Raw genomic sequence first — 23,120 nt, 5'->3', positions numbered from 1 at the left:
CTTCGTAAAGCTCTCAACAGCTTGTGGTGATACGTATGGAACGACGCGCCTTTCTATGAAGTTGCGCCAAGATTAAGCTTTGGCAATGTTGCAGGCGGAATTGTGGCGCAAATGGCCGGATTTCCGCCTTAGAACACTCCCGCTACAGCTGTCAGCGGTCTTTCGTGAGGGCGTCCAGGGCCGCCTGTTCTTCCGACGCGAGGCCTGCGGGCGCGACGGGCGCAGGGTTGCGGCGACGCGCCAGGAGCAGCGCCACGAGACCGCCCAGCAACAGGATGGGCGCAGCGGCCCAGAGCAGGATCGTATGGGCGCCGAGCCGCGGGTTGAGCAGCACATATTCGCCATAGCGGTCGACCACATATTGCTCGACCTCGGCATTGCTGTCCCCCGCCACCAGCCGTTCGCGCACCAGGACGCGCAGGTCGCGCGCCAGATCGGCATCGCTGTCATCGATGGACTGGTTCTGGCAGACGAGGCAGCGAAGGCCCGCCGAAATATCGCGCGCCCGCTGTTCCAGAGCCGCGTCGGGCAGAATTTCATCGGGCCCGACGGCCATCGCCACGGGCGACAGCACCAGCAGGACAGAGAGGATCAGGGCGCGCAGATTCATTCGGCGGCCTCCGGCTGAGGCTTGCGGGCGCGTTGCGGCGCGCCGACGCGCAACCGTCGATCGGTCAGCGACAGGACCCCTGCCCCGGCCATGACCAGCGTACCGATCCAGATCAGCAGGATGTAGGGCTTGTACCAGACGCGGATGACGTGGGTGTTTTCCAGCGGCTCGCCGAGCTGCAGGTAGAGCTGGGACAAGCCATAGGTCTGGATGGCCGCTTCGGTCGTCGGCGTACCGCTCGCCACATAGGTGCGGCGTTCGGCATGCAGCGTCGCCGTGCCGCCGCCGGGGCTGGTGACGATGAAGTTGCCGGTATCGGCCATATAATTGGCGCCGGGCACCTGGTCGAAACTGTCAAAACTGATCTTGTAGCCGGAAAGCTCGGCCGTCTCGCCCGGATTGAGCGTGGTGACCAGTTCGGTCTCCCAGGCGGAGACGGCAACAATGCCAAGCACGGTCAGCCCAAGACCCATATGGCCGATGGCCGTGGACCAGATGGAGCGCGGCAGGCCGGCGAGCCGGCGCAGGCTGTCGCCGAACGGGATGCGCCCCAGGCGGCTGCGCTCGATCAGCTCGGCAATCGACCCAAGCGTCACCCAGAAGCCGAGCAGCAGCCCGAAGGGCACCATGGAGATGGAAACGCCGCCAAGGGCAGAAATCAGGATCGCGAGGAACACGGCCAGCGCGGCAAAGCCCATCAGGCGCTGCCCGGCGGCCACCAGATCCGCACGCTTCCAGGCCAGCAGCGGGCCGAAAGGCAGCACCAGCAGCAACGGCGCCATCAGGGCCCCGAAGGTGAAATTGAAGAACGGCGCGCCGACCGAGATGGTGGTGCCGGTCAGGGCGTCGAGGACCAGCGGATAGAGCGTGCCAACCAGCACCGCGCCCACAGCCGTCGCAAGGAACAGGTTGTTGAGGATCAGCGCGCCCTCGCGGCTGATCGGGGCAAACAGGCCGCCCTGCCGCAGGGAGGGAGAGCGGATGGCAAAAAGCAGGAAGGCGCCGCCGATCAGGATGGCCAGCATGGTCAGGATGACGAGGCCGCGCGTAGGGTCGCTGGCAAAGGTATGGACCGATGTCAGGATGCCCGAGCGCACCAGGAATGTGCCCAGCAGCGACAGCGAAAAGGTGATGATCGAAAGGAAGATCGTCCAGATCTTGAGCGCATTGCGCTTTTCCATGACCAGCGCCGAATGCAGGAGCGCCGTGCCCGCCAACCAGGGCATGAAGCTGGCATTTTCGACCGGATCCCAGAACCACCATCCGCCCCAGCCAAGTTCGTAATAGGCCCAGTAGGACCCCATGGCTATGCCCAGGGTCAGGAAGGTCCAGCTCAGCATGGTCCAGGGACGCACCCAGCGCGCCCAGGCCTGATCAATGCGGCCCGAAACCAGCGCCGCGATGGCGAAGGAGAAGCAGATGGAGAAGCCGACATAGCCCGCATAGAGCAGCGGCGGATGAATGGCGAGACCAACATCCTGCAGGATCGGATTCAGGTCCGAACCCTCCAGCGGCGCGGGTATCATGCGCTCGAACGGATTGGAGGTGAACAGGGTGAAGCCGGCAAAGGCGGCGGTCAGCAGGCTCTGCGTGCCCAGCACCAGATTGCTGAGGTCAGCAGGCAGGCGACGGCCGAAAGCGGCAACCAGCGCCCCGAACAGCACCAGGATCAGCACCCAGAGCAGCATCGAGCCTTCGTGATTGCCCCAGACACCGGAAATCTTGAAGATCAGCGGCTTGAGCGAGTGGGAATTGTTGGCCGCCAGCGCCAGGCTGAAATCGGAGGTGACGAAGGCCTGGACGATGGCGATGAAGGCCACTGCGACGAGCACGAATTGCAGGATCGACGCCTGTGCCAGGACTGCGGCCAACTTTTCGCCGCGCTGCCAGAGCAGCAGCCCGCCCAGCGCCGAAACGCAGGCAATGGCAAAAGCAAGTATGAGCGCAAAGTGTCCGAGTTCGATGCTCACTGTGCAGCAGTCTCCGGTCGCCATTCCCCCTGTGCCTTCAGGGCATCAACGACTTCCTTGGGCACATAGTTCTCATCATGCTTGGCCAGCACGGTCTTGGCCTCGAAACGGCCATCCGTTCCCATGCTGCCTTCGGCCACGACGCCCTGCCCTTCCCGGAACAGATCGGGCAGGATGCCGGTATAGTGCGCGACGATTTCGTCACCGCCATCGGTGATGACAAAGGTGTTGTCCTGACCCTGGCGGGTCCAGCTGCCCTCCTTGACCAGGCCACCGAGGCGGATCTGCTGGCCAATGGCGACCTCACGGGTGATCACGTCGCTGGGCGAATAGAAAAACACGATCTGGTCGCGCAGGGCCGTCAGCACGAGCGTCGTGGCGATGGCGAGGACGACGGCGAGACCGGCAATGACGGCGAGACGCTTCTGCTTGCGGTTGAGTCCCTTGCGTCGGGAATTGGCCGGCATTGTCATTGGCTGTCTCCGTTGAGCGTCAGGCCTGCAGCCAGAGCGAGCGTATCGAGTTCACCGCGGTCGAACATGGCCGGATAGGCAGCGACGGCGGCATCATAGGCGCGCTGGGCATTGTCCAGATCATTGAGCACCACATAGGAACGCACAAGCTGGGTCCATTCTTCGACACTTCCGCCATCGGCATAAAGGCGTTCAGCAAGGCCTCCGACCATGCCCTGGATCATGTCCGCCTGGTCCTGAGCCGAGGTATCGACACCGTCATTGAGGGCAACAGCAAGACCCTGCGTGGCGGCCTGCAGCCATGGCTCGTCGCCATTGGCAAGGTCGATGGCCGCCTGCCAATAGACAGCGGCCTCGTCATAGCTTTCAGCACGCATCAGTTCGGCGGCGAGATAGAGGCGCGAAAGCACGTGGTTCGGGTCCGCGTCAGCGGCCTGGCGAAGCAGACCCATGGCCTCGTCGCTGCCAGCGCCGCCGGCCTCGAGCAGGAGAGCCTCGGCAAGTTCCGTCTGCAATTCGGCCGTCGGTTCGGACAGGGAAATCACCTGCCTGTAGGCATTGACCGCATCGGAATAGCGCCCGAGCTCGACATAGGTGGGAGCCACAACCTGCCAACCCCGAAGGTCGTCCGGGGTCTCGGCCAGGCGAGCCTCGATCATGGCGACCGCCTGCTCAAGATCGAGATTCTGCGCGACAATCTCGGGCCGCTCCGCCAGCGGCAGGCTGGGCAAGTCGGGGCGCCCCAGGACCGCATAGAGGCCAAGGCTCAGCGCGGCTACGGCCGCAATCCCGATCAGCAGTTGCGCGCGCCCCAGTTCATTGGGCTTTTCGGGAACGGACTCGGCCTTGCTGCGGAGCAGTTCGCGCGCCAGTTCGCCACGTGCTGCAAGGGCCTGGGCGGAATCGAGCTTGCCCGCCTGCTCGTCGGCCGCGATTCCGGCCAGAAGCAAACGAAAATGCTCATCCCGATCAGTCATTTCGGGAGCAGGCGCGTTGACCGTTCGACCCGCTGCCGCATAGAACAGTGCGGCGCAGGCAATGGCGGTAACGGCAATGGCGATCGACCAGAAAATCATGGGCCCCAAACGCTTGACTGCCAGGCGTGGCAAGGCAAGGTCCTCTATAAGCCGAATGCGGCGAAAAACCACTAAAACCGAGTTGAACGGCAGGGACGCATTGCCACAGGGGCCTGTGGTCGCGGGCCTATTTGCCGCATGAGCGAAAGACCGTTCGACTTTGCCATTTTCGGCGCCACGCCGCTAGCACAGTTGCTGGCCGGGCTCCTGGCGGGCGTCCATGGCCGCAGGATCATCCTCGTTGGCGAAGGCCAGGCAGGCTATCGCCTCGTCCGTGGCATCGACCTTTCGGTCGCCCCGATCACTCGGCCGGAAAGCTGGGCGCTGCTGACCCACACGCTGCCCGAGGCCTCGAAGCTGATCACGCGCGTTGCCGGCCGGAGCGCACTGAGCCATGTCGATCCGATTTTTTTCGCCGGCTCCCCGCATCACCGCATCGCCCTGTCGCATGTCCATCACATGGCGCAAGGCTTTGGTGTCGCGGTCGAGCCGGTCGCGCCGTCGCTGTTGGGTGAGGGCCGCCTTGGCGTGATCATGCGTGATGCCCTGCGCATCAATCGCCCCAATTTCGAGGCGGGGGTCGGCGAGTGGCTTGATCGGCACCGCGTCGTCCGGGTCGGCGCGCAGAAGGTGACGATTGCCGCGGATGGACAGACGGAAATCCTTTTTGGCGGCGTCGCCTATCAGGCCAATCAGGCCGTGCTGGCGGATGACGACGCAGTCATTTCCTGGCTGCCCTTGCGCCAGTGGCCGCCGCTGCTGCGCCGGCAGCACTTTACCAGCATCCTGACCACGCCGACGCAGCCTCTGGCCGCCAGCATCATGATGCAATTCGATTCCGGCACTGTGCTGACACAGCAGACCGAGGGCGGCATTGCGGCCTTCGGCGCGGGCGACATGGGCGATTTCCCGGCCAGGCTGCTGACCCTTTTGGGGCAAAACCGCCGGGTCGAATTCGCCGGGCAGACCGGTTTCCAGGCGCTGCAATCGCTCGATGGCGCCCCCGCCTTCGGGCGCGTCGGAGGCGTTGGCGCCGATGTGGTTGCCGCGACCGGATGCAGCGGCGCCTTTATCGCTCCGGCCCTCGCGCGCTGGCTGTCCGGCACCGCCTCTCCGGCCGAAGTCGCCTGGTTCGGTGCGCGCCTCATCAACCGGACGGGCAAGACGGCGCCGGTGGAAGACTATGCTCCCGGCGCGCAGGGAGTGCCCGCATGAGGCCGCAGCTCAATCGTCTGCCCGCAAATGCAACCAAGGGCATGGCCGGCTCGGCGATCGACCGCAGCCAGCCGATCCGTTTCCGTCTCGATGGACGGATCATTTCCGGCTTTGTGGGCGATACCGTCCTCAGCGCGGCCCTCGCTTCGGGCATCGACACGCTGGGCGTCTATCGCAAAAGCCCCATCGGCCTGACCCTGCGCGCCAATCCGGCCATCAGCCATTCCAGCCTCGCCGGCGACCCGCAACGGGCCCTGCCCATGGCGCGGACCCTGGCGCGGGATGGGGCCGAATACGTGACCCTGGGTGGCCGCCGTCCCGGCCCCCTGGCCCGTCTGTTCCAGCCCGGGCGCAGTCTGGGCCTGTTGCTCGACGACCAGCATGCTCTCGACCGCCCCTGGCGAACGGTAGCCGGCATTCCCGGACCGTCAGCGGACCTGCTGGTGGTGGGCGGCGGCGTCGCGGGGCTTTCGGCAGCGCTGGCCGGCGCCAGAGCCGGCCTTTCGGTCATTCTGGCCGAGGCCAATCCATATCTGGGTGGTCATTCCGGACTCTTCGGCTCGCAGGAAGGCGAGGATCGGCCGGACGAGAGCATGGCACGCCTTGCCGCCGACGTTACCGCCCACGACGCCATCACCACCCTGACCTCGACACGCGTGTTTTCCATCCGGCCTGGCCTGGCCCGCGGCCATCAGGTCGATATGCAGTCGGGCCTTGCGGAAGGCCGCGTCATCGACATCGCCGCGCCACGCATCATCCTGGCCACCGGGACGATCGAACGCCTGCCGATCTTTGCTGGCAATCGCCTGCCGGGCGTCATCGGCACGCTCGATGGCTATGAACTGGCGACCCGATATGGCGTCTGGCCCGGGCAGGCCGCACTGGTCGCGACCACCAGCAGCCCGGCCTATCGCCTTGCCATGCTGGCCAGCGATGCCGGCATTGCCATCGGCCGCATCTTCGACAACAGGGCGCAGCCGGCGTCACGCTTCATCGAATTCTCCCGCGCCTATGGCATCGTGCAGTCACCCGGCACCGCGCCGGTCGCCGCCGAGGTTGCGCGGGCCGGAGGCACCCTGGCGGTCACAGTCAACCGGAGCGACACCGCACCGATGGTTACCGAGCGCCTGCTGGTCTGCGGCGGCTGGCAGCCGGATCTGACTCTCTGGCATATCGCCGGAGGTAGCAGTCAGTGGCATCACGGGCGGCACCGTCTTGAAGCAGTGGGGCAGCTCGAAAGCATCGGCCTGGCGGGCAGCGTCGCCGGCTACCACACGCGCCGTGGCTGCATCCAGAGTGGCGCCGACGCCATCGATGCCATGCTGGGCCGCAACCGCAAGGGTGTCGACGACCCGACGATCGACCCTCTGTTTGAATCGCCCGATACGGCCGCCAGCGTTGCCGGATTGAACGCGGGCTCTGCGCCGACCTTCCTCGACGCCGGACTTGGCCTGTTGCAACGCCCGGCGCCGAGCCGCAGTGGCTGGCGCCTGCCGTTCCGGCATCGGCGCAAGACTGGCCTGCTCGTCCTGTCCGAGGCCCCGCAGCCGCTCGCCGTCTGTGACGTTTCCGCTGGCGTCGATCTTGGTCTGATCCCGCAGTCGGCAGCAGGCATTGTGGCGCAGGAGCGCGTTGCGCTGGTGCCACTGTCGCGGTCGCAGGAGCTGCCGCCAGCCGCCGAAGCCGAGCTCGCCTCTGCCGATGTGCCGCCCTGGTTGCGCGGTCGATATGGGCGGGGGGCCCAGGTCGTGCGCCTGGTGCCGACGGAAACGCGCAGCTTTGCTGCCGGGGCCCTGATCTATCGCAGCGCCGATGCACACCACCCGCGCGATTCCGTGGGCGTGGTGCTGCAGGAAACGGCGGAGGGGACGTATGGCCTTGTAGCAGCACAGGTCTGCTCGGCCGGCATGCCGGTCACCATTCGCGATAAGGGGGTCGCGCAGGCCCGTATCCAGGCGATCTGACGCCGATCAGGCGCGGCGTTCCGCCGTGGCCCGGGCGCGCTTCAGCGTCTCGGCATATTCGGGGTTGAAGCGGATTTCAGCCATCTTGATGGCGGCGTCGAGACGCGCGCCGGTCGTTGGATCGCCCGGATGCTGCCGCATCAGGTCGAGATTGCGCTGGATATGCAATTCCAGCGCCTGCCCCGCCTGACTCCAGGCCTGGTCGAATACGGCGTTGAGCGCCAGGGAATCCCGGCAGTCCCGCACTGCGGAAAGCAGGTAGATGCCATTGATGGCGCCCAGCATCCGATCCTCATCAAGGCGGTCGACCCCTTCACGGGGACGGCGCATTGCCTGGTTGAGGTCGGTCACCACTTCCTTGAGACGCGGCTCCACCCGGTCGGACACGGCCTTGGTGATACCAGCGAGAACCTGCGTGGTCCGGCTGCCACGGGCGAATTCAATATAGCCGGTCAGCGACCGCACGAGCCGGTGGAAGCGGTCGAGACTGCGGCAAACCATGTCGATGTCGGCGAATGGCCCGACAAGCTGCAAGTGGCGCAGCTGGTTCTGGGCCTGCCCCAGAATGGCGTCGATCAGGGGCGCAAAGCCGTTGCGCACAATGGCAGCCTCGGTGGCGTTGCCGGTGAGCTTGACCACGGTGGAAACGAGCCGCGACGGGTTGGCCATCTGCCCAACGGCCGCCTGGAACATCAGCGCTGCCAGCTGCGGATCCTGCAGCGGCATGGCCTGCAGGGCCGTTCCGAGCGCGGCATCATCGGTCATGGTGTTCACGGCCTTGCCGAAGCCCTGCGCCTTGGGCAGCAGGGCGCGGGCCCGCAACGCCGCCATGACCACGCTGGTCTCCTCGCGGGCATTGTCCCGTCCGAACTGGGCGCGCCAGCGGCGCATGGCCTCGGTGTCGCTGTCGACTTTTTCGAGCGCCGCCTTCATGCGGGCCAGCACGTCACCCATCAGGGGCTCGAGATCGGCCGCGCGGAAACTGCCATTGGAGACGCCCTCGGCTGAAATCAGCGTCGGACAGAGGTCGCGAACGACCCAGATCCAGGCGGCATTGGCTGCCTCGACACTCACCGAACCGGAGAGCGCAAACAGCACAGGCTCATTGACCAGAATGGGATCGATCAGGCCGCAAAACGGCCGGCGAACGACCGTGGCGCTACGGGCAGCGGGCCGCGCCGACTGGGGCGCGGCAGCTTGGGAGCTGGTTGCGGGCTGGTTCATATACTCAACAGGCCAGGATGATCGTCATCCATGACCCTATATGGGCCTGGTAAACAATCCTTTGCCCAGGCCCGAAGGTGTGCCTCAGGCTGCGCCCTGCACGACGTTCCAGTTGCCGTTCTGCTCGCGGCAGGCGGTACCCTTCTTCACATAGTCCGTGCCGCCGACCTTGACGGTATGGGTGAAGTCGCGACAGTCGAGATTGTTGACGCGCACATAGGGACCGACAGCCACCGAACCGGTCGTGCCCTTGTCGCCGGCCCACTGGCGCGGAGCGCCCGGGCGGCCGAACTGCAAGGCGTAGAACTGGGCACTGTTGGCTTCGTTGGAATCCTTGGCGGTCATCACGGCCAGGGCGGCCGGGTCGACGAAGCCATTGGCAATGCTGGTGGTCAGCTTGGCCGTCTGCACGGTCTGGGCCGAGGTCGGCACCATGGGCTGTGCGATGACCGGCTGCGTCACCACCGGCGCCTGAGCCACCTGCCCCGTTCCGGTGCTCGAACAACCCGCCAGGAGCAGGGCAATAAGCGGCAGGGCGATAAGCGAAGAGCGAGTCATGGATCTGTTGGCCTCTACATGCAGTCAATCGGTTCTTGTGGTCGCAATGCGGCGAAAGTGCGTCAGTTCCCTTGGGGACGCACAAGCCCACCAAGGCGTGCCGTCGGAAGGCGCAATTCCACCAGGAGCCCGCCAAGCTGCGAGCGTTTCAGCTCCAGGCTCCCGCCGTACACATCGACCAGTTCCTTGACGATATCCAGTCCCAAGCCGGTGCCAGGAGTCTTCTCATCGAGTCTGACGCCCCGGCGCAACACTTTTTGCGCGTCGGCCTCGCTCAATCCGGGCCCATTGTCGTCAATGCGCACCAGAAGCTGGGTGCCCTTGTCGCCGCGCTCAGCCGAAAGGCGCACACCCACCTGGCCCTTGGACCACTTGCAGGCATTGTCGAGAAGGTTGCCGGCCATTTCCTCGAGATCCGCCTCGTCGCCGCGGAACCAGGGCAGCGATGCGTCCGGGCGCTGGAAGGCAATTGTGACATTGGGGTGGATCTTGCGCATTACCCGCGTCAGGCGGAGCATGATCATGGTCGCGTCGGCCTTCTTGCCCACCACCGAGGTGCGGGCCGCCAGCCGCGCCCGCTCGAGATAGTTGGAGACCATGTTGCTCATCTTCTCGGTCTCGGATGAGACGACGTCGGCCAGGGCGCCCTTGCGCGCTGCGGCCTCGTTGCGCAGCACGGCGATCGGCGTCTTGAGGCCGTGGGCCAGGTTGCCCACCTGGTTGCGGGCCCTTTCGATGATCTGCGTGTTGGAGCGCAGAAGTTCGTTGACCTCTTCGGCCAGTGGCGCAATTTCCGTTGGATACGTGCCGGACACTTCGGCGCTGTCGCCTTCGCGCACCGCTTCCACCGCCGCGCTGAGCCGGGCGATCGGGCGCAGGGCGATGCGCGCCACGAAGGCACTCATTGCTGCCAGCATGACCCCCACCGCCCCCAGCACGATGAAGGTCTGGCCGCGGAACTCGGACACCAGTTCCAGTATCTCTGTGAGATTGCCTGAAACCGTGATGCGGTAACGCTGTTCGTCGAGCGTGACGACCCGTTGCACGACCCGCAACTGGGTGCCGAATGCGTCGGTGATAATGGCAGAGCTGCGCCCAAACGCATCGGCCTCGGTATCGAGACCCGGCAGGTCGATACCGACCACAGACGTGGAGAGGTTGATCAGCGCCCCTTCGTCATCGTGAATAATCCAATACCAGCCCGAGCGCGGGCGCTCGAACCGCGGATCGGCAAGGGCAATCTCCGGGGATTGCGGATCACCCGCCTCGAGCAGCGCACCGGTCAGGCTCTCGACGTGGAAGTCGAGTGTTTCGGTGAGGGTCGTGTCGAGCGTGCGGGAATAGAGATCGGTCAGCAGAATGCCTGTTGTCACCAGCGCCAGCACCAGCCAGGCGGCCGACAGCCAGAACATCGAAGCGGCGATCGAGCCCTTGCGCAACATCGCGAAGGGGCCGCGCGCAGTCTCTGCTGCTCCCTGCGCCGGGGTGGCAGAAGCCTGCCCGTTTTCGGGGTTGCCCTTGCCGGGGTCTTTGGTCAGCGCCAAGGTTGTCAGTCGCCGATGATCTGATAACCCAGCCCGCGGACGGTCTGGATACAGTCATCCGGCAGTTTCTTGCGCAGCCGCCCCACGAACACTTCGATCGTGTTGCTATCGCGGTCGAAGTCCTGGTCGTAGAGATGCTCGGTGAGTTCGGTGCGGGAAATGACCTTGCCCTTGTGATGCATCAGGTAGCTCAAGAGCCGCAATTCGTGGCTGGTCAGCTTCACCGATTGCCCATCGACCGTAACCTTGCCCGAGCGGGCGTCGAGCCGCACCGCGCCACAGACAATTTCGTTGCTGGCGTGACCGGCGGCTCGGCGCACGAGGGCGCGCACACGGGCCAGCACTTCTTCCATGTGAAAGGGCTTGGCCACGTAATCGTCGGCGCCCGCGTCGATCCCCTGCACCTTGTCGCTCCAGCGATCACGCGCCGTCAGCAGCAGCACCGGCGTCGTCCGACCGGCGCGGCGCCACTCTTCCAGCACCGACAGGCCATCCATCTGTGGCAGGCCAATGTCGAGGATGATCGTGTCATAGGGCTCGGTATCGCCGAGGAAATGGCCCTCTTCGCCATCGAAGGCAACGTCGACCGCATAGCCGGCCTCCGTGAGCGCATCCTTGAGTTGCCGATTGAGATTGCTGTCGTCTTCAACAACCAGTACGCGCATGAACGCCCCCCACCAAGCCTGCTGCTGTTGCTATTGAGCGTTCAAGGTCAGGTTCTGCGCCTGACCGTCCGGGCTCAACACGCCGATAACATATACCAGCACGCCGCCTTCGTCACACACCTGAACGTTGAGGATTTCGCTCTCGGCAGGCACACCGGCCTGCGCCAGAACGCTGTCGAGCGACATGATCTGTCCGGAGGACACCGCCTCCTGGATCTGCCGCTTGTCGAGGCAAGCCTGGGCCTGGGCTCCGCCAATACCGGCCAGAGCCAGCACGAGAGCCAGGGCAAGGGCCATTACGGCCGAGGGTTTTGGAGCGTTCTTTTTCATGATCCGATCAATAGCGCCTGCAAACTGAATGGGACATGAATGAGGCAGAGCCCATCTGCAATTCACAAGATTGCGCTCACGCCCTGCCGATATCACCCTTCAGCCCCTTGCGCAGGAACAGGATGGCCAGTGCTTCGAGCATCAGATTGCCCGCCGAACCGCCATCGAGCGCCGGCAGGTCCACGCCCAGTATTTGCGCCAGTCCCGCAAGCAGCATGAAGGCGGCGACGATATAGGTCTTGTATCCGGCAAGGATATCCATGGTTTCTTCTCCTCTAGAGGTCAAAACTGTAGTGGGGGCCGCGGCCAGCGCCGCTGCCCGGACTGCAGCGACACGGCTTGTCCAGCCGCGCCCGAAGGTCGGAAATGTCTTGAGCGCCTTCAAAAATCCAAGCCGCCGGTCGCAGATCGCGTTGATTGTCCTTGGGGCATCGGCCCTGCGCGCGGCCGCCAGCGTCAAAGGCCCCACCTGCCCGTCGACGACCACGCCCAGCACAGATTGCAGGGTGCGGATCGCCCGGTCAGGACCGGAATTGACCGCGTAGTCGAAGACCGCGAGATCGATTCCCGGAGGCAGGTCCCCTGCCCGGCAGGCATTCCAGTAGAGCCCCCGGTAAATCCGTCCCGCTTCGCCATGCGTGAGGTCACGCACGGCCGTCTTCGGCAGGTCCCACCAAGGCGACACGTTTCGCCACCGTGCCAGGGTCTTGTGGGTGATCCCCATATTTGTCGCGCCGCCCGGGTCGGCCGGGTGATCCACATAGCCGCCCTCATGTCGCAGGACATGGGCAAGACAGGTCTCAAAGCGTCCATCAGCCATTGAATGCCCCCGTGGCCGCATGCCCCTCACCCAGAATTGGACTGACCTGCCGCACCGAGAAGGTGAAAGCCGGGGCCGGTCCGCCGAAATCCAAGCCTTGTTCTGCGGCGCCATAGCTCAGGGTCGCGCTGCCCGAAGCCAGTGTTCGCACCAGCGTGCTGCCGTCAGAGATCTGCACCCGCCAAGCCTCCGGAACATGCTCCAGCGCCGGCTCGGCCACCCCCCAGCCATCGGCGTCGGAGCGGCTGCGGCGGATCCAGGTGAGCGTGATCGAACCATCGCCCTGGCGCGTCGCCCGCAGATGCGCAGGTGCAAGGGGCAATGCCGGCCCCGGCCCCAGCGCCACCGTAACCACTTGTCCGGCCGCATTGCTTCCTGCAAAGCGCAAGGCCCGGCTTTCTCCGATCCAGTTCACTTCGACCGGCAGCGTCGCTCCCCGCCCGTCCAGCACCAGCACCCTCCGCCCGGCCGATATCGGCCCCATCTCTGCATCAGAACCACTCAGTCCACGCAGCAGGCCGGTCAGACGGTAAGTTCCCGGCGCGATCAGGTCGGCACGGGCAAAGCCAATGACTTCCCAGCCGCCGGCATCGATCTCCACTGCAATGCGATTGGTGCCGGCCAGCGCCGCTGCCGGCTCGACATCGGCCAGGTGCCCGGCAAGGATGCTGATATCCAGCCCCGGTCCACGGCCCCAGCGCGAAAGCGGCCCTGGTGCCAGAGCTGACAGCACTTCGCCCATGGCTGCGGGCCGTGCCAGCGTCGCCAGGGTCGCGCCCGTTGCCTCATCGCTGACACCAATGACGCCCGGCCATGGATGGGCGAAGGCGCCCACGACCAGTCGCGTGCGGCCCGGATCGTCCGGCAGCGGCGGCAGATGCGCCGCCACGACCAGCGGTGTCACCAGGGGGACAGGCGCTTGCGAAGCCCCGCGCGCCGTCTCGACACCGCTGGCCACGGCATCCCCGCGCATGACGGGTCCGGCCGTTATCCGCCGCACCGCGCCATCGCGGATTTCCGTGATCTCAAACGGCCCCTCAGCCACGCCCTCGAGTTCAACCCGGTCACCCGGTTCCAGCGCCATGCTATTGAATGGCAGAGCGAATTCCACCCGGTCGGCACCAGAAGCCAGCCCGTTGAGCAGACGTTCGGCCGCCAGCCGCGCTCCGGCGCCGTCGAGCACCACGGGCAGATTCTGCGTTACCAGCGGCCCGTCGCCGGGTCGCAAGGCAGTGGATGTCGCCGCGAGATAATCGCGCCCACGATCCAGGTGCCTCAGGCCCAGACGGCCAGGCTTCTCGGCGGCAGCACCGCGTCGCCGCGCCACTACCGGCGCATCCGTGTCGGCAAGCTGAGCCTGTTGAAGAAAAGCAGCCGGCCCAGCCCCCTGCGCCACGCCCACCAGCGCCCCTTCGCGCGCCCTGAGCCGCTGCCCCGTCAGCTCCAGCACCGGCTCTATTGCATCGCGCGCCGTGCCTGGTCCCGATACGGTCAGTCCTCCGATCAGCGGCGCCGCCGGCACCGCCTCGACCACACAGCCGTGTTCCGTGGCGATGGCACCGGCGAGCTCGTCAGTGGCCAGTGCCCCCAGCCGCCCCGTCAGCCAATGCCCCGTCGGATGGTTCTTCCCATCCGCCCAGACGTCGGCCAGCGCAGGAAAGGCCGGATAAGGTCGCGCATCCCAGGTCCAGCAATAGAGCCGCTCGGGATCCACCATGCCGGCAGAATTGTTCGCCGGGTTGCTCCAGTAACGGTGATGCGCCCGCAATACCTGCCGCTGGATCAGTGCATCCGGCGTCCCGTTCGAGAAATAGGGCAGCCCGTCCTCGGCGCTCTTGTCGTCGCCAAAGATGTTGGGCTGGTTGGCGCCCTTGTCGACGGCGCCGCAGCCCACTTCCATAAGCCAGACAGGCTTCGAACCCGGCACCCATGCGGTGGGTGTCGCGCTGCGCACCCCGCCCGGCCGGTTGTGATGTGGCAGGCTCCAGAAGCTCGCAATATCCTTGAACCGCCAGACCCAAGGCTCACCATAAGCGCCATCGTTGATCGGCGTCCTGGCCTGCATCCGCCGGTCAGCGTCGCTGGCATAGTACCAGTCGAAGCCCTCGCCCCCCGCAACGTTTCCGGCGAGATAATCCAGTTCATGCCCAGTCGTCGCCAGCGCCACGTCGGCGTGAGCTTCGCCGTCGCGCCAGTCGGCCAATGGGAAATAGCAGTCGATCCCCACCGCCGCGATGTGAGGGGACGCCCAGAGCGGATCGAGGTGGAAGAACTTCCCGGCCGGTCCCTGGCAGCCCGAATATTCGGTCCAGTCAGCCGCATAGGTCAGATTAGTCCCCGCACCGACAATGGCCTTCACATCGGCCGCCAGCGTCACCAGCGCATCGACGAAGGGAAAGCTGTTGGCAGCGCCCCGCACCGTCGTCAGCCCCACCATTTCCGAGCCGACCAGCAGCGTATCGACACCACCGGCCGCCACCGCGAGATTGGCATAGTGCAGCACCATCGCCCGGTACCCGGGCACGAAGCTTGCCACCTGCACCGCCGCTGCCGCCGTCCCGTCCGGTGATCCCGCTCGCCCCGGCGCCGGATGACAGGTCACCCGCCCCCGCCAGGGATAGGCGCCCTGCGCGCTGGCCCCATGCGGGTCCGGCAGCGTGTTCCCGTGGGGCACGTCCATCAGCACGAACGGGTAGAGCGTCACCTTGAGCCCGCGAGCCTTGAGATCGGCAATCGCCGCCAGCACGCTGGCATCGGAGGGCGTGCCGCCATAGGCCGGCCCACCATTGTGCATGGACACGACCTGCGCCGCCCCGCGCGAAATTCCCGCCACGCTCCAGCTCGTGCCCTCAACGGTCCGGTCGCTGCCCTCGACCCTGGGCGCAATGGTACAACTGCCGCAGCGCAGGTCGGAGCCGAACCAGCTGACCACCAGCGCCACATGTTCGAGGTTCGGGCACAGCGCCTGCAACTCGTCCATGGAACAGGTCCAGTTGCTGGCCCCGGCCGTCAGATGCGCATTCTCGCTGACACCTGCACCCGGCCCCAGCACACGCACACGCGGCGTCGGGTCATAGCCAAATTCAGTGGCCCCGGGGATAACGGTAATCGCCTTGATGCCGGGCTCCAGGTCGCCCACCACGCGGCAGAGTTCCGCCGACAGTTGCGGGATGCGGTTGCCGAAACGGCTCAGCGGCAGGTTCTCCACGACCAGGTAGCAAAGCCCCCGACAGGCAGGCGCATTGCCTGCGCCCTGCACTGCCTCGATCAGGCTATCGGGCAGTTGCTCCTCGTCGCCGTTGTAGAACCGCAGCGTCAGTCCGCGCGTATCGAGCAATTGCCCATCGGCCCAGATACGCCCCAGCCGCGCCACCCGCCCTTCGCAGAAGCCGATGGCAAAGCTGGCCAGAACCTCCTCGGTCTCCTCCGCCGGCGCCATGCCCTTGGACCCGGCCGTTTCGCTCACATGGCGCAGCAGCTCGCGCGCCCAGATGATATTGCCGCTGAGGCGCCCCCAGCCATAAAGGCGCGGCACGCCCATGCCCTCGCTCGATGAGCCCAGCCTTACGTCGAACAGTGGCGCCTCGGCCTTTTCGGCACCACCGAAGATCCAGCTATCGACCGCGCTACCCGCCAACGCGCCCAGCGCCCGCCCGACCGTCGCGCCGATGGGCCCGCCCACCATGCCGCCAACAAACTGCCCCGCCACCGAAAGCGCCAGTGTCGCCATTGTTTTGATCCTTGTTTGGAAGCAGCAACACACACGGAGCCGCCCTCGGGCTCGACCCGAGGGCCAGCCACAGCAGGCACCGACGCTTCAATTTGAGCGGAGAATGGCCCTCGGATCAGGTCCGAGGGCGGGCCGGTTTATGTCAACGCATCGAGACCATCCGGAAACCGATACCGCCCGCTGACCCGTCTCGCCCACCCATCGGTCAAATTCGCTTCCACCACGCCCAGATGTTCCTGCGCATGGATGAACCGGGTGTCCGAGATCATGATGCCGCAATGGCGGGGCTCCTCCTGCCCGCCCAGCCGGAACAGCACGACCTGCCCTGCCTCCACCGGCCCGGACGCCGCCACGAGAAACCGCTCCGCCGCCAGGCGCAGGGCCTCGGGATGCTCGTCGCCGCGGCGTCGGTCAGCCCGATAGGCCGGCACTGCCACCGGTTCCTCCCCGTAAAGCCGCCGCCACACGCCGCGCAGCAGCCCGAGGCAATCGCAACCCCCTCCCTTGGTCGACGCCCGATGCCGGTAGGGCGTGCCCAGCCAGTCGCGCGCCGCTGCGACCACAGTTTCCCCATTCATGGCACCACCGCCCGTCCATCCATGGCATCGCCGTTGCGCGGATGGCGCAGCACATAGTCACTGCCCGGAATATGCGGAAACCCACGGAAATTGACCGCATTGCCGAACCGCGCCTTGCAGGTGGCAAAGCGCCGGTCGCAGCCAACGGTCACCGTCAGTCCGTCACCCGGGGCGATCCAGTCGCCCACCCGCGTGGCAAATCCGAGCACGTCGCCATCGGGTCCTCGCCTGTGGGTCAGCACGGCGTCACGCAGGCCGTCGCGCCGCCCGTCCGTCCATGTTCCGACGCCAAATCCGAACCAGCCGGCCGCAAAGCCCGCCAGCCCGCTGACCCTGATCTGGAAAGCATCGATCACTTCGGTCACGACGGCCGTCCCCCGATGCGCCGCCAGGTCGAGATCGACCCCGCAGCGCCCATCGCCCACAACCGCGTCGCAAAGCCCCTGATAGACGCGGCCGCGCGTCACGTTCAGCGCCTGTTGCGGCGAACGCAGTTCCGCCCGGAACACCCCGTCTTCACTGACGATTTCGCCGATCGTATCGACGCGGAGGCGCACGCACTGGCTCGGATCAGCCCAGTTCACCAGCCAGGTTTCCACCACGGCCCCGTCATAACGCCCCAGCACGATGTCGTCCGGGCTGATGGCCGCACTGTCGAGAACACCGAGCACATCGCCGGTCTCCACCTGCTGGCCCAGCCGCGTCGGAAACTCGCCGCCATCGAGCCCGAAAGTCGGCGCGCAATCCGTCCCCTCGACGAGAAGCGCCCGGTCGTGATCGGTAAAGCCCAGCGTCACGCCATCGCTGCGGATGATCCGCCAGCACCTGGCCGTCGTCGTCTCGTCCTGCGACAGATGCGTGGCCAGGGCCGTGGGCAGGTTTCTCATGGCAGGATCTCCACCAGCGGAATGTTAGGCGCCTCGGCGCCGTCAAAACCATTGAGCTCGATATCCAGCCGGTCGCTGTCGAAGCGCACCGGCACGTCGAACAGAAACCCGGCCGTTACCGTCGCGCCAGCGGCCGGAGCGCTGGCAAAGCTCACCACGCCCGTGGTCACATCGACGACCCAGCCGGTCGCTGCCTCGGCGCCATCCACGGCCACTCGCACGCTGCCCGCCACCGGCTTGGCGATGGGGCGCAGATAGGGGTCGAAGGCAGCGCCATATTGCTTTGTCAGCTGAAAACTGGTGCGCACGCCATTACCGGTACCAATGGCCTGGTCTGTCGGCAGCGGCACCACGCCACCTGAGGAGAAATCGAGCCCGTCGCGCCACAGAAAGCCATGCAGCCGTCCGCGTCTTTCCTCGAAGAACGCCAGCACCGCCTGCATATCGGCGCGCGATTTGACGCCATAGCCGGCATTGTAGCGCCGTCGCGAATGCGCCCAGCGCCCATTTCGCTTCTCGCCCCCGCCCGCCAGCTGGGTCACCTCGGTCCGCCGCTCCGGCCCACCCCGCCCCCCCAGCGCAATGTCGAGCGGAAATCGTGTGTGATGAAATGCCATGCTTTGTCCTCGATACTGGCCCCCTCATCCGCCCTTCGGGCACCTTCTCCCGCGAGGGGAGAAGGTCGCGCCGTGCTTGCGGCAGGAGTGGAGCTGCCCCTCGCCCCTTGCGGGAGAGGGTGGATCGGCCGAAGGCCGAGACGGGTGAGGGGTGTGTTGCGGAGTGCTCCACAATCGACGCAAACTCGATCGGTCCCTCCCCCTCCTCCAGGGGGAGGCTAGGTGGGGGTCATCTACTGGCTGACCAACTCGTATGAAGATCAAGCGCCGCGCGTGCCCCGCTTTACCGCCCGCAACAACATGGCGCTCACTTCAGCCTCGCTGGCCGCAAAGCTGCGGGCATCGCTCGCCGTCACGTTGAAGGTCACATTGATCGCCCCGCCGCCCCCTGCCACGCCCAGCCGACCATCGGGCCCGCGCTGCAGCGGCATGATTGCCTCCGGCCCGACTTCCCCGGCCAGGCCCATTCCACGCCCGAGCGGAAAATAGCTGGGGCTCGCGATCACCCCGCCCTTGGCAAATTTCGTCAGCGCCGGATTGGTGGCGGTAAAGATGTTTTCGACCACACCGCTGACCAGCGTACCCAAGGGCCTGAATGCGGCCTTGAGCGCAATGTCGGCAAAGGCCTGGCCAATATCGGACAGCACCGAGCGAAAGCTCTTGCCATCGGTCACCGCGCCGCGAAATGCGCGGCTTACCGCCGCGCCCACGCCATCGGCGAGGTCGCGGATGCGCTCCAGCTCCACTTCCACATCGCTCGTTTCACGGCGAAAGTCTTCGCCAAAGAGATCACGTGCCATCGGGAAACTGCTCCATCATCCTGTCCAGGTCGCTTCGCCCCAATGGGCCGCTTCGCTCGCCCATCAGGGCGCCCCAGGCGGCGGCCAGTTCGCGCGGGCTCATGGCCCAGAAATCGCGCGGTGGCAGCCGCAGCACACCGAGGCCAAAGCGCATGGCCTCCTTCCATGGAAAGGGTGTCATTCGCTGTCTCCAAAAGTGGCTTTGAGCAGGCGTACAACGATGTCTGCCGCCCCGCGCAGCCCGCCTTCGACGCTCATCCGCGCCAGGTCGTCATCGCTGATCGCACTGCCGCCACCGCGCAGCCCCGCGCCCAATATGGCCGTCAGGTCCCGCGCCGAAACGCGCCCCTCGGCAAAGCGATCAGCCAGCCCTGCCAGATCCCCGGCACCCAGCCGCGCCTCCAGCTCCGCCAACGCCCCCAGCGTCAGGCAAAGCGTCCGCATTTCGCCGCCGATCTCGGCGGCTATTTCCCCACGATGAATGTTTGGCATTTTCCCCGTCTCTCATCCCACCACCGGCCCGCCCTCGGGCCTGACCCGAGGGCCACCATCAGCCCGGCACGCGTTGCGAATTGCCCCCTCATCCGCCCTTCGGGCACCTTCTCCCACGAGGGGAGAAGGGACACCGCATTTGAAGGGCCACCGCACTCCCCCTCTCCCCTTGTGGGAGAGGGTGGATCGGCCGCAGGCCGAGACGGGTGAGGGGTTTTCTCCGCCCGCCTAAACCGCCGTAAACGTCACTTCGCCTGCACTCTCGAGCGCCAGGTCGAACGTCACTTCACCCGCATGATCAGCAGAAAACTCCAGCGCCACGATCTGGAACGGGCCCTGTACCGTGCCGAAATCGGGAAGGATCAGCTGCCAGTTGCGGATGGTCCCGCCAAAGAACAGCGACCGCACCTGTGCATCCGAGGTGGTGTCCTTGAACACGCCAGACCCCGAGACCGAAGCGCGCTTCACCCCGCCCCCGGCCAGCAGTTCGCGCCAGCGCCCGGCGCTTTCCTGGTCCGTCGTATCGACGCTCGATGCATTGAAATTGAGACTGCGCGTGCGCAGCCCCGCCACCGTCAGAAAACTCCCCGACCCGCTCTGGTCGAGTTTGAGAAGCATATCCTTGCCACTCTGGGCTGCCATTTCTGTCTCCTGGGAATACCCCTCACCCGTCTCGCGCAACGCGCGATCCACCCTCTCCCACAAGGGGAGAGGGGTGAGCCGGTGGTTGACCAAACTCGGTGCCCCCTTCTCCCCTCGTGGGAGAAGGTGCCCGAAGGGCGGATGAGGGGGCTTTGAGCCGCCCCAGTGGACCGATCTGAGGCGAAAAGGCCATGAGCGCTATGCGCGAATGGTCCTACTCGCTGAAAAACCGCAGCATCACCGCCGCGCGCGCCTGGCCTGTCGCCGTGTCGATGCTGGTTTCCGTCCGCATATGCTCGGCATGCGTCACCATCAGCCCGACCGGCATCAGTCCCGCCAGCGCCACGGCCACGACACGCTCGGCGATCTCCAGCGCCGCCCTGCGGCTGGGCTGGTCGCTCCAGCAATGGAGCAGCAGCCGGTGCTCCTGCCCCGGCGCCTGGTCACCGTCGCGCTGCCTGATGTCGTGCCGATCGATCACCACATAGGGCGCCCGGCGGTTCTGGGGCGGCGCGTCGAAAACGCCCCCTGCCCCGATCAGGGCGGACAGTGCATCGTCAGCGCCCAGCGCCTCGACCAGCGCCGCCTGCAGACTGGCAATGGGATGCATGGCCTACCCCGTAAAGCTGGTTTCGCTGCAGGCGCAGCTGAGATAGGCCCGTCGCCCATTGAGGTCGGCCGTGCTGACGACGTCGAGATTGCGACCGCGATAGACGATGCGGTCGCCAGGCGTTACGTCAGCGCGAAACCGCAGCACGATGCTGTGCGAGATGGCGACCGTGCGGCCGTCGGCGTTGGTGCCCTGGCGCCCCGACAGGCTGCGCACCCGCGCCCAGAGATTGGTCACCGGCACATAGATGCGCTCGTGCCCGCCCCCGCCATCGCCAAGACTCTCGCGGCGCTTCAATTGCACCCGGTCGGTCAGGGTGCCCAGTGGCGGGACCCGGTCCTCGCTCACAGCCGCACCCGTTTATAGCGGGCCACCGCCCGGTCAAAACCTGAGGGCACGATGGCGCCCGATCCGGCGACAATCACCGCGTCTCGGTGTTCATACCAATGCGCCACGAGGCCGATCAGCGCCTGCCGGAGATCAGCCGGCACATCTTCGGGCTCCGTACCAAATCCGGCGACATAGTCGATCTCCAGCCCCTGCCGTTCCTGCAGCACCGGCATGCCCACGACCACGCGCGGCACGATCAGCCGGTCCGGTTCGCTGAGGAATTGCGCCAGCGGAATGTCGTGGCTGCCGCCATGATCATCCACGGCGCTGATGCCAGTGACCGCGATCAGCGGTGAGACCGGCAGTTTCACGACACCGCCCTCGGGCCAGTCGTCGAGCACAATGCGCCAGCTCTGCGCCAGCAGCGCCTTGCCCGTCACACCCTCGACATGCAGCCGCGCCGCGCCGATCAGCGTCGTGATCAGCCCGTCCTCGGCCGTGTCATCGACCTTGAGGAAAGCCTTGGCCTCGGCGAGCGAAACCGGCTCCTCGGCGGGCCCCGCCAGGAGATAGGAAGTCATGTTAGTTTCCTTGTTGGAGGGAACCCCCACCCCGCCTCCCCCTGAAGAAGGGGGAGGGGTCGGCCGGTGGTTCACTGTAATCGAGTCATACTCGATAGGTCCCTCCCCCTGTTTCAGGGGGAGGTTAGCTGGGGGTGCGTTGTCGTGATGCACCGTAGCGCCGAAGCGAGCGCCCTCAGCTCACGCCGAACTTCAGCAGCTTGATCGCATCAAAATCCGCAATGCCGCCGCCGACGCGCTTGGTCGTATAGAACAGCACATAGGGCTTGCTCGAGAACGGGTCGCGCAGCACCGAGACACCCTGGCGGTCGACGATCAGGTAGCCGCGCTTGAAGTCGCCGAAAGCCAGCGAGAAACTATTGGCGCCGATATTGGGCATGTCCTCGGCCTCGACCAGCGAGAAGCCCATGAAGCTGGCTCTGCCATCCGCCGAAGCGGCCGGCTGCCACAGATAATTGCCGTCGGCATCCTTGAGCTTGCGCAGCGCGCCCTGCGTCTTGCGGTTCATTACCCAGGCGGCGTTCTGGCGATAGCCGGCCTTGAGCGAATAGACCAGGTCGATGAGGACATCGCTCGGATTGCTGGCCGGCAGGGCACCGGAAACGCCGGTGGCCAGATAGCCCAGATTGCCCCAGCTCCAGCTGGTATCCGCCACCTTGGTGGCGTTGAGGAAGCCGTTCGGCTTGTTGACGCCGTCGCCGGTGACAAAGGCCGTGGTTTCCTGCGCCGCGAAGGCCGCGTTGACCTCGTCGGCAATCCACTGGCCCACATCCACCGCCGCATCGTCGAGAAAGGCCGTGGTGGCCGCCGGCATGGCATAGAGTTCGGTCGTGGGATAGCTGAGCTCCGCCAGGGTCTGGCTGTTGGTGGTCGGTCGCGCCGCCGCCTCGCCCACCCAGCCCGTGGCCGGGCCGGTCACCGTAATCGGTCGCTTGTAGACCGCGCCCGACACCTGACGCACGCCCGCGATCGAGCGGATCGGCGAGATATGGGTCATGAGGCGGGTGATCTCGCTCTCGGTCTCGGCCGGCACGACGAAGCCGCCATCGGCATTGACGCCGATCTGTAGCGCCTTTTCCTCGCCGCGCTTCACATAGGCCGAGAAGGCCTCCTTGTATTCGCCATCTGGCAGCCGGCCACCCTTGCCTTCAATGGCCGGGCGGGCGCGTTCCGCTGTCAGGCGGTCCATCGCCGCCTTGTGGCCGTCGATGACGCGGTTGAGGCGCTCGAGCTTGCCCTCGAGCAAGCCATCGGCGCTGCCGCGCTTCTCGATTTCCTTGAGGCGCTGGTCATTGGTGCTCTTGAATTCCTCGAATGCCGAGGAAAATTCGGCGAAGAGCGCGGCAATGTCGCCCCCTGCGCCGGCCTTGGTTTCAAGGCCGTCGTCGATCCGATCCATGTCGG

The 23,120-nt window shown here is 65.9% G+C and carries 24 protein-coding genes; 2 read left to right on the top strand and 22 right to left on the bottom strand.

The window, feature by feature from the left end; genetic code table 11:
• Positions 1-151: 151 nt before the first annotated feature.
• From MQW79_RS18610 to ccmI, 4 genes are read right to left on the bottom strand one after another with little or no spacing between them, the layout of a single operon-like run.
• Entirely contained in the window at positions 152-610 is a 459-nt protein-coding gene (locus MQW79_RS18610; protein WP_476586018.1) for a cytochrome c-type biogenesis protein, read from the bottom strand.
• Positions 607-2,580 carry a heme lyase CcmF/NrfE family subunit gene (locus MQW79_RS18605; protein WP_476586017.1) on the bottom strand — a complete coding sequence of 658 codons (1,974 nt, stop codon included), beginning with the start codon at positions 2,578-2,580 and terminating at the stop codon, positions 607-609. The genes MQW79_RS18610 and MQW79_RS18605 overlap by 4 nt, the downstream gene beginning before the upstream one ends.
• Positions 2,577-3,053, bottom strand: coding sequence for a cytochrome c maturation protein CcmE (ccmE, locus tag MQW79_RS18600; RefSeq protein WP_476586015.1), 477 nt, complete (start codon positions 3,051-3,053; stop codon positions 2,577-2,579). The genes MQW79_RS18605 and ccmE overlap by 4 nt, the downstream gene beginning before the upstream one ends.
• Positions 3,050-4,162, bottom strand: coding sequence for a c-type cytochrome biogenesis protein CcmI (gene ccmI, locus MQW79_RS18595; protein WP_476586014.1), 1,113 nt, complete (start codon positions 4,160-4,162; stop codon positions 3,050-3,052). Before ccmI ends, ccmE begins: the two co-directional genes overlap by 4 nt.
• 105 nt (positions 4,163-4,267) lie before the next feature.
• Here ccmI and MQW79_RS18590 point away from each other — a divergent pair, with 105 nt between their 5' ends.
• The gene (locus MQW79_RS18590) at positions 4,268-5,344 is read left to right on the top strand and encodes a hypothetical protein (RefSeq protein WP_476586013.1); all 1,077 of its coding nucleotides are present in this window, start codon (positions 4,268-4,270) and stop codon (positions 5,342-5,344) included.
• Positions 5,341-7,308 (top strand): FAD-dependent oxidoreductase, encoded by a 1,968-nt coding sequence (locus MQW79_RS18585; protein WP_476586012.1) that lies wholly within the window; start codon positions 5,341-5,343, stop codon positions 7,306-7,308. Before MQW79_RS18590 ends, MQW79_RS18585 begins: the two co-directional genes overlap by 4 nt.
• Before the next feature lie 6 nt (positions 7,309-7,314).
• Here MQW79_RS18585 and MQW79_RS18580 read toward each other — a convergent pair whose 3' ends face one another.
• The 18 genes from MQW79_RS18580 to MQW79_RS18495 form a co-directional block, all read right to left on the bottom strand.
• The gene (locus MQW79_RS18580) at positions 7,315-8,532 is read right to left on the bottom strand and encodes a hypothetical protein (RefSeq protein ID WP_476586011.1); all 1,218 of its coding nucleotides are present in this window, start codon (positions 8,530-8,532) and stop codon (positions 7,315-7,317) included.
• Between the two features lie 84 nt (positions 8,533-8,616).
• Complete coding sequence (locus MQW79_RS18575; protein WP_476586010.1) at positions 8,617-9,090, bottom strand: RT0821/Lpp0805 family surface protein; 474 nt, start codon at positions 9,088-9,090, stop codon at positions 8,617-8,619.
• A 62-nt stretch (positions 9,091-9,152) separates the two neighbouring features.
• Positions 9,153-10,634, bottom strand: a complete 1,482-nt coding sequence (locus MQW79_RS18570) for a sensor histidine kinase (protein WP_476586009.1) — start codon at positions 10,632-10,634, stop codon at positions 9,153-9,155.
• 5 nt (positions 10,635-10,639) lie between these two features.
• The gene (locus tag MQW79_RS18565; RefSeq protein ID WP_476586008.1) at positions 10,640-11,299 is read right to left on the bottom strand and encodes a response regulator transcription factor; all 660 of its coding nucleotides are present in this window, start codon (positions 11,297-11,299) and stop codon (positions 10,640-10,642) included.
• 30 nt (positions 11,300-11,329) lie between these two features.
• Positions 11,330-11,629 (bottom strand): PepSY domain-containing protein, encoded by a 300-nt coding sequence (locus tag MQW79_RS18560; RefSeq protein ID WP_476586007.1) that lies wholly within the window; start codon positions 11,627-11,629, stop codon positions 11,330-11,332.
• A gap of 76 nt (positions 11,630-11,705) precedes the next feature.
• Complete coding sequence (locus MQW79_RS18555) at positions 11,706-12,449, bottom strand: glycoside hydrolase family 108 protein (protein WP_476586006.1); 744 nt, start codon at positions 12,447-12,449, stop codon at positions 11,706-11,708.
• The gene (locus MQW79_RS18550; protein WP_476586005.1) at positions 12,442-16,179 is read right to left on the bottom strand and encodes a baseplate multidomain protein megatron; all 3,738 of its coding nucleotides are present in this window, start codon (positions 16,177-16,179) and stop codon (positions 12,442-12,444) included. The genes MQW79_RS18555 and MQW79_RS18550 overlap by 8 nt, the downstream gene beginning before the upstream one ends.
• Positions 16,180-16,316: 137 nt before the next feature.
• The gene (locus MQW79_RS18545) at positions 16,317-16,757 is read right to left on the bottom strand and encodes an NlpC/P60 family protein (protein WP_476586004.1); all 441 of its coding nucleotides are present in this window, start codon (positions 16,755-16,757) and stop codon (positions 16,317-16,319) included.
• Positions 16,754-17,644 (bottom strand): DUF2163 domain-containing protein, encoded by an 891-nt coding sequence (locus MQW79_RS18540; protein WP_476586003.1) that lies wholly within the window; start codon positions 17,642-17,644, stop codon positions 16,754-16,756. The genes MQW79_RS18545 and MQW79_RS18540 overlap by 4 nt, the downstream gene beginning before the upstream one ends.
• Positions 17,641-18,261: a phage distal tail protein, Rcc01695 family gene (locus MQW79_RS18535; RefSeq protein WP_476586002.1), complete on the bottom strand. Its 621-nt coding sequence runs from the start codon at positions 18,259-18,261 to the stop codon at positions 17,641-17,643. The genes MQW79_RS18540 and MQW79_RS18535 overlap by 4 nt, the downstream gene beginning before the upstream one ends.
• Before the next feature lie 260 nt (positions 18,262-18,521).
• Positions 18,522-19,061: a phage tail tape measure protein gene (locus MQW79_RS18530; protein ID WP_476586001.1), complete on the bottom strand. Its 540-nt coding sequence runs from the start codon at positions 19,059-19,061 to the stop codon at positions 18,522-18,524.
• Positions 19,051-19,242, bottom strand: a complete 192-nt coding sequence (locus MQW79_RS18525; RefSeq protein WP_476586000.1) for a rcc01693 family protein — start codon at positions 19,240-19,242, stop codon at positions 19,051-19,053. Before MQW79_RS18525 ends, MQW79_RS18530 begins: the two co-directional genes overlap by 11 nt.
• On the bottom strand, positions 19,239-19,553 hold the full coding sequence (locus MQW79_RS18520) for a gene transfer agent family protein (protein WP_476585999.1): 315 nt from the start codon (positions 19,551-19,553) through the stop codon (positions 19,239-19,241). Before MQW79_RS18520 ends, MQW79_RS18525 begins: the two co-directional genes overlap by 4 nt.
• 228 nt (positions 19,554-19,781) lie before the next feature.
• Complete coding sequence (locus tag MQW79_RS18515; RefSeq protein ID WP_476585998.1) at positions 19,782-20,195, bottom strand: phage major tail protein, TP901-1 family; 414 nt, start codon at positions 20,193-20,195, stop codon at positions 19,782-19,784.
• 214 nt (positions 20,196-20,409) lie between these two features.
• Positions 20,410-20,805, bottom strand: coding sequence for a DUF3168 domain-containing protein (locus MQW79_RS18510; protein ID WP_476585997.1), 396 nt, complete (start codon positions 20,803-20,805; stop codon positions 20,410-20,412).
• A gap of 3 nt (positions 20,806-20,808) precedes the next feature.
• On the bottom strand, positions 20,809-21,153 hold the full coding sequence (locus tag MQW79_RS18505) for a phage head closure protein (protein ID WP_476585995.1): 345 nt from the start codon (positions 21,151-21,153) through the stop codon (positions 20,809-20,811).
• On the bottom strand, positions 21,150-21,716 hold the full coding sequence (locus MQW79_RS18500; RefSeq protein WP_476585994.1) for a head-tail connector protein: 567 nt from the start codon (positions 21,714-21,716) through the stop codon (positions 21,150-21,152). The genes MQW79_RS18505 and MQW79_RS18500 overlap by 4 nt, the downstream gene beginning before the upstream one ends.
• A 175-nt stretch (positions 21,717-21,891) precedes the next feature.
• Positions 21,892-23,115, bottom strand: a complete 1,224-nt coding sequence (locus tag MQW79_RS18495) for a phage major capsid protein (protein ID WP_476585992.1) — start codon at positions 23,113-23,115, stop codon at positions 21,892-21,894.
• Between the last annotated feature and the right edge of the window lie 5 nt (positions 23,116-23,120).

Source organism: Devosia sp. Micro-HW1 (assembly GCF_056341075.1).
The sequence above is the reverse complement of the archived record's forward strand: the minus strand, read 5'-3'. Positions and strand labels throughout refer to the sequence as shown.

Coding starts and splice junctions, on each gene's coding strand:
- MQW79_RS18510 (WP_476585997.1), bottom strand. CDS start 20,805: ATGCATCCCATTGCCAGTCTGCAGGCGGCGCTGGTCGAGGCGCTGGGC.
- MQW79_RS18545 (WP_476586004.1), bottom strand. CDS start 16,757: ATGAATGGGGAAACTGTGGTCGCAGCGGCGCGCGACTGGCTGGGCACG.
- MQW79_RS18540 (WP_476586003.1), bottom strand. CDS start 17,644: ATGAGAAACCTGCCCACGGCCCTGGCCACGCATCTGTCGCAGGACGAG.
- MQW79_RS18520 (WP_476585999.1), bottom strand. CDS start 19,553: ATGCCAAACATTCATCGTGGGGAAATAGCCGCCGAGATCGGCGGCGAA.
- MQW79_RS18515 (WP_476585998.1), bottom strand. CDS start 20,195: ATGGCAGCCCAGAGTGGCAAGGATATGCTTCTCAAACTCGACCAGAGC.
- MQW79_RS18530 (WP_476586001.1), bottom strand. CDS start 19,061: ATGGCACGTGATCTCTTTGGCGAAGACTTTCGCCGTGAAACGAGCGAT.
- MQW79_RS18575 (WP_476586010.1), bottom strand. CDS start 9,090: ATGACTCGCTCTTCGCTTATCGCCCTGCCGCTTATTGCCCTGCTCCTG.
- MQW79_RS18535 (WP_476586002.1), bottom strand. CDS start 18,261: ATGGCATTTCATCACACACGATTTCCGCTCGACATTGCGCTGGGGGGG.
- MQW79_RS18550 (WP_476586005.1), bottom strand. CDS start 16,179: ATGGCGACACTGGCGCTTTCGGTGGCGGGGCAGTTTGTTGGCGGCATG.
- MQW79_RS18565 (WP_476586008.1), bottom strand. CDS start 11,299: ATGCGCGTACTGGTTGTTGAAGACGACAGCAATCTCAATCGGCAACTC.
- MQW79_RS18525 (WP_476586000.1), bottom strand. CDS start 19,242: ATGACACCCTTTCCATGGAAGGAGGCCATGCGCTTTGGCCTCGGTGTG.
- MQW79_RS18580 (WP_476586011.1), bottom strand. CDS start 8,532: ATGAACCAGCCCGCAACCAGCTCCCAAGCTGCCGCGCCCCAGTCGGCG.
- MQW79_RS18560 (WP_476586007.1), bottom strand. CDS start 11,629: ATGAAAAAGAACGCTCCAAAACCCTCGGCCGTAATGGCCCTTGCCCTG.
- MQW79_RS18590 (WP_476586013.1), top strand. CDS start 4,268: ATGAGCGAAAGACCGTTCGACTTTGCCATTTTCGGCGCCACGCCGCTA.
- MQW79_RS18585 (WP_476586012.1), top strand. CDS start 5,341: ATGAGGCCGCAGCTCAATCGTCTGCCCGCAAATGCAACCAAGGGCATG.
- ccmE (WP_476586015.1), bottom strand. CDS start 3,053: ATGACAATGCCGGCCAATTCCCGACGCAAGGGACTCAACCGCAAGCAG.
- MQW79_RS18495 (WP_476585992.1), bottom strand. CDS start 23,115: ATGGATCGGATCGACGACGGCCTTGAAACCAAGGCCGGCGCAGGGGGC.
- MQW79_RS18555 (WP_476586006.1), bottom strand. CDS start 12,449: ATGGCTGATGGACGCTTTGAGACCTGTCTTGCCCATGTCCTGCGACAT.
- MQW79_RS18610 (WP_476586018.1), bottom strand. CDS start 610: ATGAATCTGCGCGCCCTGATCCTCTCTGTCCTGCTGGTGCTGTCGCCC.
- MQW79_RS18500 (WP_476585994.1), bottom strand. CDS start 21,716: ATGACTTCCTATCTCCTGGCGGGGCCCGCCGAGGAGCCGGTTTCGCTC.